The sequence below is a fragment of the Cellulosimicrobium cellulans genome, assembly GCF_001722485.1.
Classification (GTDB): Bacteria; Actinomycetota; Actinomycetes; order Actinomycetales; family Cellulomonadaceae; genus Cellulosimicrobium; species Cellulosimicrobium cellulans_A.
The window spans coordinates 1-1,178 of record NZ_LWGL01000339.1 but is presented as its reverse complement, the minus strand read 5'-3'; the positions used below and the strand labels follow the sequence as shown (position 1 = coordinate 1,178).

General features: G+C 77.1%; 1 protein-coding gene. It reads right to left on the bottom strand.

What is annotated here, in order from left to right; genetic code table 11:
* On the bottom strand, nucleotides 1–1,105 hold a 1,105-nt coding region (locus JZ5iCDA_RS17585; RefSeq protein ID WP_216093487.1), incomplete at its 3' end, for a TadA family conjugal transfer-associated ATPase.
* Nucleotides 1,106–1,178: the final 73 nt, after the last annotated feature.

The following is a 1,178-nucleotide window of genomic DNA, read 5'->3' as shown; positions in this document are numbered from 1 at the left end:
CGAGGTCGCCCCACGCCGGGCCGGCCGGCGGCTCGGCGGCCCCGTCCCACGACGCCGCGAGGTCGACCACGAGCCCCGCCGCACCGTCGCGGCGCACGACCCCGATCTGCGCGACGTGGCGGCGCGTCACCCCGTCGTGACGGGTGCGCCGCAGGTGCAGCACGACGTCGAGGCCGCTCGCGGCCTGCGCCGCGACCGCCGCGCGGTCCATGCCGGCGAGCGCCGCGAGCGCCTCCAGGCGCGCGGGGATCACGCCGACGTCGTTGGCGTGGATCGTGGCGAGGCCGCCCTCGTGACCCGTGTTGAGGGCCATGAGCACCTCGCGCACCTCGGCGCCGCGGCACTCGCCGAGGACGATGCGGTCGGGCCGCATGCGCAGCGCGGCGCGCACGAGGTCGGCGAGGTCGACGCCGCCGGCGCCCTCGACGTTGGGCCGCCGTGCCGTCAGCGGCACGACGTGCGGGTGGTCGGGCACGAGCTCGCGCGCCTCCTCGACGCACACGACGCGCTCGTCGGCCGGGACGAGGGCGAGCAACGCGGCGAGGAGCGTCGTCTTTCCCGTCCCCGTCCCGCCGGAGACCAGCACGGACGCGCGCCGCTCGACGAGGCGGCGCAGCAGCGGCGCCCACGCAGCGGGTACGGTCCCGCGCGCCACGAGGTCGGCCAGGGCGAAGCCGCGCGGCCGCAGCACGCGCAGCGAGATCACGGCGCCCGCCTCGCACACGGGCGCGACGACGGCATGGAGGCGCGTCCCGTCGGGCAGGCGCGCGTCCACGACGGGGCACGCGTCGTCGAGCCGTCCTCCTCCGGCCGCTGCGAGACGCACCGCGAGCGCGCGCACGTCGGCGGCGCTCGCGAACGTCACACCGGCGCGCTCGAGTCCCGCGCCGCGATCCACCCAGACGTCGTCGGGGCCGTTGACGAGCACGTCGGTCGTGCCCGGCTCGTCCAGGAGCGGCTGGAGCGGGCCGGCGCCGAACAGCTCGGCGCGCGCCGTCCGCGTCAGCTCGCGCAGCGCCGTGGAGCCGAGCACCCGCCCGGAGGCCCGCAGCGCCTCGGCGAGACCGGCGTCGTCGGTTCCCCCATTCGGAAACCCTCGGATCACAGCTCGTTTGCCAGCTCCCCGAGGCTTATCGCAGGCTACCACGTCCTTCTTCGGCTCCTAGTGCCAAGGCATC